At 66.8% G+C, this 9109-nt stretch carries 9 protein-coding genes; 5 read left to right on the forward strand and 4 right to left on the reverse strand.

The window, feature by feature from the left end:
* Positions 1-42: 42 nt before the first annotated feature.
* The 4 genes from OXR08_RS02655 to OXR08_RS02670 all read right to left on the reverse strand — a co-directional run bounded on the left by OXR08_RS02655 (position 43) and on the right by OXR08_RS02670 (position 2923).
* Positions 43-480: a nuclear transport factor 2 family protein gene (locus OXR08_RS02655; protein WP_267347466.1), complete on the reverse strand. Its 438-nt coding sequence runs from the start codon at positions 478-480 to the stop codon at positions 43-45.
* Positions 480-1079, reverse strand: a complete 600-nt coding sequence (locus OXR08_RS02660; protein ID WP_267347467.1) for a DUF1826 domain-containing protein — start codon at positions 1077-1079, stop codon at positions 480-482. The genes OXR08_RS02655 and OXR08_RS02660 overlap by 1 nt, the downstream gene beginning before the upstream one ends.
* Entirely contained in the window at positions 1076-2311 is a 1236-nt protein-coding gene (locus tag OXR08_RS02665) for a GTP-binding protein (RefSeq protein ID WP_267347468.1), read from the reverse strand. Before OXR08_RS02665 ends, OXR08_RS02660 begins: the two co-directional genes overlap by 4 nt.
* A gap of 414 nt (positions 2312-2725) precedes the next feature.
* Positions 2726-2923: a hypothetical protein gene (locus OXR08_RS02670; RefSeq protein ID WP_112383703.1), complete on the reverse strand. Its 198-nt coding sequence runs from the start codon at positions 2921-2923 to the stop codon at positions 2726-2728.
* Between the two features lie 324 nt (positions 2924-3247).
* On the opposite strand from OXR08_RS02670, the gene OXR08_RS02675 reads away from it, so the two are divergent.
* From OXR08_RS02675 to OXR08_RS02695, 5 genes are all read left to right on the forward strand, one after another.
* The gene (locus OXR08_RS02675; RefSeq protein WP_267347469.1) at positions 3248-3895 is read left to right on the forward strand and encodes a ParA family protein; all 648 of its coding nucleotides are present in this window, start codon (positions 3248-3250) and stop codon (positions 3893-3895) included.
* Between the two features lie 4 nt (positions 3896-3899).
* Positions 3900-4199, forward strand: coding sequence for a ribbon-helix-helix domain-containing protein (locus tag OXR08_RS02680; protein ID WP_267347470.1), 300 nt, complete (start codon positions 3900-3902; stop codon positions 4197-4199).
* Between the two features lie 185 nt (positions 4200-4384).
* Positions 4385-5050, forward strand: a complete 666-nt coding sequence (locus tag OXR08_RS02685) for a purine phosphorylase (RefSeq protein WP_267347471.1) — start codon at positions 4385-4387, stop codon at positions 5048-5050.
* Positions 5051-5334: 284 nt separating this feature from the next.
* A complete protein-coding gene (locus OXR08_RS02690) occupies positions 5335-8157 on the forward strand; it encodes a TonB-dependent receptor (protein ID WP_267347472.1) in 2823 nt (940 codons plus the stop codon).
* Between the two features lie 47 nt (positions 8158-8204).
* On the forward strand, positions 8205-9109 hold a 905-nt coding region (locus OXR08_RS02695; protein WP_267347473.1), incomplete at its 3' end, for a histidine-type phosphatase.

Below are 9109 nucleotides of genomic sequence, written 5' to 3' on the forward strand. Positions count from 1 at the left end.
GTGCACATGTGCAGCATTGCATATGTGCACCCGTTCAACCCTTCAAACGTCCTCGGCCGCCTTGGACGAATGGTGGCCGGTGATGCGCCAGCGTCCCTCGATCTCTTCAAAGGTGAACAGGAACCGCGCCGGTACGATGGCCTCCGCGCCGTTCACCGGGATGTTGAAGTCGTAGAGACCGCCGATGACCACGGTGCCGAGCTTTGCGCTCACCCGCTTCTTCTGCACCAGAATGCCGCACTCGATCCCTTCATTGGCGAGAAACGTCTCGAAATAGGCACGCCGGTCGCTGTCGCGGCCGCGCACCTCGTCGGACAGCGTCGGCACCAGGATCGCGTCGGGCGCGTAAAGCGACATCACCTCGTCGACGTCGCGCCGGCCCACTGCCTCGGCCCAGTGCAGCAACACCTTGCCCGCTTCGGTCAGGCACCATGCGGCCGAGCGCTCCTCGCCGACGGGCTTGTCGATGACGGTTGCCATTATGGATCTCCTTGCTGGTCGGATGGAGGCGCGGGATCGATCACCAGCACCAGTCGCCGCCTGCCGGTCGCGACGATCGGGGGCGATCGATGCAGGATGGTGGGCGGGTCGAGCAGCAGGCGGCCCTTGAACACGCCCACCGCCCCGGTCGGCACCTCGCAGATCGCGTCCGGCTGGTCGGCGCAGCACCACTGCGTGCCCGGACCGACATAGGTGCACAACAGCCGCAGCGAGACGTAATCGGCATGAAAGCGGCGACAGGCGTCGGTTTCGATCACCTCCAGCCGGACCTTCAACCGGTCCTCGCCGGTCAGCGCGGCATGGCGCAGCACCAGCGCCTCGATATCCGCCGCCAGCGGCGCGACCACCGCGTCGGGATAGGCCGCGGCATACAGCGCCGTGTCGACAGGCGCCCCGGCAGCCACCTCGATGCGCACATCGTCGATGGTGTCGAGGTCCAGCGCCGCCAACCCGTCCCGCAGACGCTCCGGCACCTCCCGCCACCAGATCGCCAGCGCGGTCTCGGCCCGCGCGATCCCGTCGAGCGCGGCACGATCCACGCCGCTCGCCACCAGCCGCTCCATCGCCGCGACCGTCATTGCGCCGCCTCCATCTGCCGCTCGCCCCAGGCGGGAAAGGGATCGCGCAAGCCCGTCCAGAGCCCCGGCGTGAACGCAGCGGCGGGGACGAGGCAGGCGTCCAGCCGCTGCCGGATACGCGCCTCGTCCATGCCGATCCCGATGAACACCAGTTCCTGCCGGCGATCGCCCCAGACCGGGTCCCAATGCTTCGCCACGAACGTCTCGAACTGGCCATCGTCGGGCCAGTGATGCTTGGGCACCGCGGCCCACCAGCGGCCCATGCGGGCGCTCGTCGTCTGGCTGCCCGCCACCGCCAGCTCCCCTACCCAGTCGGGTCGCGTCGCCAGCCAGAAATGCCCCTTGGCGCGCACCACATGGTCGAGGCCACCGCCTGTCAGGAAGCCATGGAACTTCGCCGGATCGAAAGGCGCCCGCGCCCGATAGACGAAGCTTTCAATGCCATATTCCTCGCTCTCGGGCTGATGATGGGCATAGCCGTACAGCTCCTTGGCCCAGAGCGGGTGACGCGCCGCCTTTTCCTCGTCGAACAGCCCGGTGGCGAGGACCAGGCCGAGGTCGACCTGCGCCCGGTCCACCGCCACGATCACCGCATCCGCGTTCAGGCTGGCGACCAGCTTCTTGACCGTGGCGAGCTGTTCGGTGGATACCGACGACGCCTTGTTGACCACCACCACATCGGCAAACTCGATCTGCTCGACCAGCAGGCCGACCAGACTGCGCCTGTCATCCGCGCCCAGCGTCTCCCCGCGATCGGCAAGGAAGTCCTGGCTCGAATAATCCGCGAGCAGATTGAGCGCATCGACCACCGTCACCATGGTATCGAGCCGCGCGACGTCGCCCAGCGAAACGCCGGCCTCGTCGCGGAATGAAAAGGTGGTAGCCACCGGTAAAGGCTCGGAAATCCCGGTGGACTCGATCACCAGATAATCGAACCGCCCCGCCTCTGCGAGCGCCCGTACCTCGGCCAGCAGATCGTCCCGCAACGTACAACAAATACAACCATTCGTCATCTCGACCAGTGCTTCCTCGGCGCGCGACAGTGCCGCCTCGCCTCCCCGAACGAGGTCGGCATCGATATTCACCTCCGACATGTCATTGACGATCACCGCCACCCGCCGAGCCTCGCGATTGGCGAGGATATGGTTGAGCAGGGTCGTCTTACCGGCACCAAGGAAGCCGGACAGAACGGTGACCGGCAGGCGCCGATCGGAGCCGGAGGAAAGGGCCATGCTGATGATCCATAATGTTACGTTACAACGTTACATTATGGATCATGCACACCGGTGTCCAGCGGTCATCGGTCGGGTTGGGATGCCGCTATCAGCGATAAGCCAACGTGTTCCGGTGCGGATCGGTCGGGTATGGCCTGCACGATGAAGATCGGCGCCATTCGGATTAAAGACAATCACGATGGCGCGCTGGGGCAGATCGAACCGCTATAGGTGCGGCAAAGGGTACCGCGGCCGGTGATGGCCTCAATCGGTGGCTGACCTCGGCTGAAGCATAAGAGCGCCGGGATTGCCATCGCCCCCTCCATTCGGAGGGAAGCATGACGCAGGGGCATGGACCAGCCACCCGGAATTACATGACGTTCCATTATAGGCGGCACATCATGCCCGGTCGTCACCGGCCGGACAGTCCGGTCAAAGCCGGATATTGCGCCTCTGCATTTCGGCCGCAGCCGTCTCGACCAACGGCGTTCCCGCCTGTGTCTTGAAGATATCGGCAAGGTCCAGCAAATCTTCGTCGTTCAAGGAGATGATGGACGCTTCGATTTGGGCGAGGCGCTTGCGCGCGCGCTCACCCTGGTCAGCCTGTCGTTTGATCCGTGTTTTGAGCATGCAGCCACCTTATCAGGACCGACGTGCAAATAGCACGCGTGGAATCAATCGATGCGCCTTATCTGGCAGGACAACAAACGCCGTGCATTCGCATAGCCTTGAAAATGCCCGGCTATCCGCCCGCTTTCAAGATGCTGCGTTCCACGACGACGTGTCATTCAAGGATGCCTGCCTGCGGCAACGGCGCCACGGTCGCCTCGTCTGCCGGCACGATGTCGATCGCAGCCCGCGTGGCACTATCATCGCCGAAGGTGGATGATCTGCAATTGTGCCGGCCTGATTTATTTCATAAAACCAGCGTGGATTTTATGAAGGTGTGCACACGTGCATGTTATCACTTTTGCAGCACAGAAGGGTGGTGTCGGCAAGTCGACACTGGCCGTGAACCTGGCGGTTGCCGCTGAGGCGTCGGGCATCCGGACCGCCTTGTTCGACCTCGATCCCCAGGAAAGCGCCACGGCATGGAGCGAGCGTCGCCAGGAGGAAGCACCGCATGTCGAGCCGATCAGCGCACGCCGGCTCGACCAGGCGATCGACGCGGCCGCCGCCAGCGGCTTCGGGCTGACGATCATCGACACGCCTCCCGCAGCCGGCACCGAGGCCGCAGCCGCGGCGCAGCGCGCCGATCTGGTGCTGATCCCCTGCCGCCCCTCGCTGATCGACCTCGACGCGATCAAGCGCACCGCGCAGCTGATCGCCAGTACCGGCCGGCGCGGATCGGTGGTGTTGAACGCGGCGCCGCCCACCGCCACGACGCTGCTGAGCGATGCACGGACGCTGGCCGAGGCGACCGGCCTTCAGGTCGCGCCCGCCATCATGCGCGAGCGTAGCGCCTTTCGCGCCGCCTGGCCCTATGGCCTGGGCGTCACCGAGCATGAGCCCAAGGGCAAGGCGGCGCAGGAAGTTGCAATGCTGTTGAAGTTCGTGCTTGATGAAGTGAACAACTGCACACCTGCAAGAGCGAAGGCCTGAAGGCATGGCACGACGTACATCCCTGCTGGCACCCGCCGTTCCGGCACCGACACCGCCCGCGGCGAGCGACGATGCCACCGCCCCCTCCCCTGCCCCCGCCGAAAAGCCGGCAGCCGCACGAACGGGCGGCAAGCGGCCGGGCAAATATCATCTCGGTGCTTATTTCGACCCCGCCGATCCCAGCGCGGAGGCGTTTCGCGTCCTCGCCGCGCGCACGCGCCGCAGCCATCAGGAACTACTCGCCGAGGCGATCGCCGACCTCGTCGCCAAATATGATGCGGAGCGCCAGTTCGGTCGATCGTGACGGGTCGGGGTGGGGGCCTGCCCATAGCGTGCCGGCCTTGCACCTTCCCACATGTGATGCCGTGCACAGGCAACCAATTGCATTATTGACGCCGTGCAGGTGTGCACATCGCCAGCCTTGATTTTTAACAGTTCAACAGCCCGGCAATATGGCACGCCAGACGCCGGCGGGCAGGAGCAACGACCATGCGGATCGGGATCGTCAGCGGGGTTCGGGCAGAACTGGCCGCGCTTCTGCCCCACGCACCTCGTGCGACTTTGGGCGGCCCCCCTCTGCCCGTCGAGCGGATCGAGACCGCCGACCATGCGCTGTTCCTCGCCTGTGCCGGCATCGGCAAGGTTGCCGCGGCGACCGCGGCCGCCACGCTCGTCCACACTCACGGTGCCGAGCATCTGCTGGTGATCGGCACCGCCGGCAGCCTTGGTGCGGTGGGGCGGGGGCCTTTCCTCATCACCGAAGCCGTGCAGGCCGATTTCGGTGCGATGCGTGACGAGCGCCTGACCCACTATACCGCCGGCTGCTGGCCGATCGGTCCCGCCCGCGTCGAGGCGTTTCGCGCGGCCGACCTGCCCGATCTCGGCCTGCCCCATGCGCGCATCGCGACCAGCGACCTGTTCGTCGAATGCGCCGTCCATGCCGCGCGCGTCCGCGACGCGCTCGGCGCCACGCTGGTCGATATGGAAACCGCCGCGGTCGCGCAAACGGCTGCGTTGCTCGGCATTCCTTGGGCTGCGATCAAGGCGACGACCGACGATGCGGACGGCGCCAGCGCCGATGATTTCACGGCCAATCTGGCCGCCAGCGCGCGCGCCGCGGCACATGCCGCCGAACGGTTGATCGCCACGCTCTGAGCGACATCGCCGAAGGAGGCCCGGGGGGGGGGAGGGGGCCCAACGAGTATTGCGCCCGCCAAGCCGGCTCTGCCACTGCGACACAGGGCAGGGCACTGAATAAATGGTAAAATCCTACCAAAACCCGACATCATGCAAGGGTCCGGGGCAATCCCGCCACGGCATCATCAGCAGTGACGCCGCCACCAGACGGTTCATTACCGTAATAAAATCTACTTAAATCCCGCCTAGTCGGCCGATCAGCGACGAAGATCGCACAAAACACCATAATATTGCGGGGAATCATGTTCATTGCTCTCCCGTTGCCGGATTTCCGGCAGCGTCGTCTTCGTGCGCCTGCACGGCACCTGCTGTGCGCCACATCGGCGCTGGTCGGCGCGTTGGCCTTTGCACCGGTCGCGGCGACCGCGCAGGCACTGGCGCCGGCGGTGGGGGAGGGCACCCCGCAATCCGAGGCGGGCCGATCGATCAGCGAGGCCCTGACCGGCGACATCGTCGTCAACGGTCGCCGCGACCGCAGCGCCCTGTCCGAAGAGCGCAGCGCGATCGGCGTGACCGACATCGTCACCACCGGCGACGTCGCGATCAATTCGCAGACCAACGTCACCGATCTCGCCCGCCGCCTGCCCGGCGTCTCGGTCGCCCGCGACCAGGGCCGCAACCAGAGCGCGACCGGCGAGGCGCAGTTCGCCACCATCCGTGGCTTCGACACCGGCTTCAACGCCTATACGCTGGACGGCCTGCGCCTGCCGCAGACCGCGGGCAGCTCGCGTGCCATCTCGCTCAACCTGTTCTCGCCCTTCGCGATCGGCGGCCTTGCCGTCGACAAGACGCCGGGCGCCGCCAAGGATGCCGACGCGATCGCCGGCATCATCGACCTGCGCACCCCGACCGCCTTCGACTTCAGCACCAGCTTCACCCGCGCCCGCGTGCTGGCGCAGGGCGCCGACCTCGCCATCGATCGCGAACAGCAGGGCTGGGGCGGGGCCATCGGCCTCGACGCCGCACGCCGCTTCGGTGCGGACCACCAGTTCGGCCTTTATGTGGCGGGTTATTACGAGGAGCGCGCCAACGCGGCGGAATCGACCGCGGTGCAGAACGACTACAAGACGACGCGCTTCGGCGTCGGCACGGCGCGCGCCAATGCCGACGCGCTGTCGGCGGACGGCGTGCAGTGGAATTTCTACAATAACGCGATCAAGCGTTACGGCGCGACCGGCGCGTTCGATGTCCGCACCGAACCGCTCGACCTGTATGCACGGGTCAATTACGCGACCTATCGCAACACCAACACGATGAACCAGACCGCCTTACGCAACGAAGTCACGACCGGCCAGACCAACCCCAATCCGAACCGGGCGGGCAATCGCAGCTACAATGCCGAGGGCCTCTACACCCCCTATGGCATCAACCCGGCCAGCTATTTCCGCACCGAGGATATCGAGCAGGAGCTGTTCTCGGCCCAGATCGGCGCCAGGGCGCATTGGAACGGCTTCACCGCCGCCCTGGAGGGTGCCTATGCCGATGGTCGCTTCGACCAGCCCCGCCGCATCGAGGCGGCGTTCCGCGGCATCTCGTACATCGGCACGCCGGGCCAGACCGGCACGGCGCGCGAGGGGCTGACCGTCGACCTGTCCGACCCGAAATCGCCGCGCCCCGTGCTGTCGCCCGGTGCGGTCGGCTATGTCGGATCGCTCGACCGGCCCAGCCAGCTTTATGTCCAGCAGGGCTATGACTATCTGACCGAAACCAAGAAGACGCTGCGCGGCAGCATCGGCTGGGACGGCACCGCTATTCTGCGCCGGCTGGAAGTGGGCGGGCTGTACGAGGATTCGGATCGCACCGGCCGCACCCTGGCGTCGGACGCTACGCGCTTCCGCTTCCAGACGCCGCTTCAGGCCGGGCCTTTCGCGGGGCCGACGGTCAACCAGTATCTCGGCTACGTCCTCAAGGACTTTCTCGATTACTATCCGCCCCGCGCCATCAAGGTGTTGTCGCGCAACCAGCTGGATTCGCAGGCCGCGCAATTCTCCGCCCAGGTGCCGGTGCCGGCCGCGACGATCAACCAGGGGCTGCTCGACGGCAACGAGACGCGCAAGGCCATCTACGCCTCCGCCACGCTGGAGGCAGGCACGTTCGAGATCATGCCCGGCATCCGCTACGAGGATAACGCCTATTCGGCGCGCTTCTGGCAGGGGCAGGACGCCACCGCGCGCTTCGTCAATGGCGGGCGCAGGTACGACCATCTCGATCCCAGCCTGCTCGCCGCCTGGCGCCCGAACGAGCACTGGGTGGTGCGCGGCGCGGTGCGCTCCAGCTATGCCCGCCCGGCGTTCGACCAGCTTGCCGGGCCGACCCGGCGCAGCAGCGAGAATGGCGGCACCCAGGTCACCATTACCGAGCCCAATCCCGATCTGAAGCCGGTCGAGGCGTGGAGCTACGACCTCGGCCTCGAATATTATGGCGGGGTAGGGCGCTATGCGCAGATCGCGGTCTATCACAAGGATCTCAGCAACATCCTGGTACCCACCGGCACCCGCTCCTTTGCGCAAGGGTCGCAGCAGGCGGGCGGGCAGACCATTATCCTCGTCCGCCCCGCCAATGGCCGCGGCGGCAAGGCGACGGGTATCGAGGCATCGGGCCGCTTCACGCTGGGCGACATGGTGGGCTCGCCGATGCTCGAAGGGCTGGGGATTGGCGGCAACGTCACCTGGCAGCACACCGAAGCGACCTATCAGATCGCCGCCAATGACATCCGCACCAGCCGCCTGCCGCAGGCGCCCGATCTCATCTACAATGCCGAGCTGTTCTATGCCGCGGGGCCGGTGCGTGCGAACCTCTGGTACAACCGCACCAGCCGCATCCTGACCACGGTGCAGGACAGCCAGCCGGACATCTATCTGCAACCGGTGGGCGAGCTGAACTTCGGCCTGGCCTTTGCCGCGACCGATCATCTCGAACTGGGCGTGTCGGCACGCAACCTGCTCGACCAGCACGCACTATGGGCGACGGTGGGGGAGGGGGAGCGCTACATCGCCCCCGATCGCGCCGGCGGGTACATGAAGACCGGTCGCGTCTTCCAGTTCAGCCTTACGATGACGATGTGAAAATGGGGGGCGACGTAGAAATGGCGAACAATGTGAGGGGAGGGGCCATGACGATCCGCACCACGGCCCGCCGGGCCATCGCGCTGCTCGCCTTCGCCTCCGCGCTCCTGCCCGCCGCCCCCGCGGCCGCGCGCGAGCGGGTGGAGCGCGTCGTCATGGTGATGCGCCACGGCGTCCGCGCGCCACTGGGGGGCGAGGTACCCGATGGCACGCTGACCGCCGCACCCTGGCCCAGATGGCCGGTCGCTCCCGAACAGATGACGCCGCACGGTATGCGCTCGATGGAAGTCCGCGGTGCGGCCGACCGCATCTGGCTGGCCGGGCTCGGCGTCCTGCCCGCCCGCGGCTGCCCCGCGGCCGGGGCGGTCAGCATCTGGACCAATGTCAGCCCGCGCACGATCGACAGCGGCAAGGCCTTTGCCGACGGCTTCGCGCCGGGCTGCGACCTCGCCATCGGCCACCGCGCCAGCGGCGAGGTCGATCCCCTGTTCGAAGCGCTTCGCGCCGACACCACCGGCTTCGATCCCGTCCAGGCGATCGCGTCGATCAACGCCTATACCGGCGGGATGGACCGCCTGGTGCAGCGCCACGCCGCGGCGCTGAAGGATCTCGACCATATCCTCGGCTGCAAACAACCCACCTGCAGCCCCGGCCCGGCCGCCGCGGTCAAACCGTCCCGCGACGGCCACGGCATCGACCTCGAAGGCCCGATCCGCCGCACGTCGGGCATCGCGCAGGTGCTGCTCCTGCAATATGCCGAAGGCATGCCGGCGCGCGACGTGGGCTGGGGCCGCGCCGATGCCGCCTCGATCGCGCGGGTCGGCGCCCTCCACGCGGCCCTGTTCGACGTTTTCACGCGTCCGCCCTACATGGCCGCGCATCAGGCCGGTCCGCTGGGTCGCCGCATCATCGCCTCGCTCACCGCCCCGACCGGCCCCTCCCTCGACCTCCT

Source organism: Sphingomonas sp. GM_Shp_2, assembly GCF_026540875.1.
GTDB classification, from domain to species: domain Bacteria; phylum Pseudomonadota; class Alphaproteobacteria; order Sphingomonadales; family Sphingomonadaceae; genus Sphingomonas; species Sphingomonas carotinifaciens.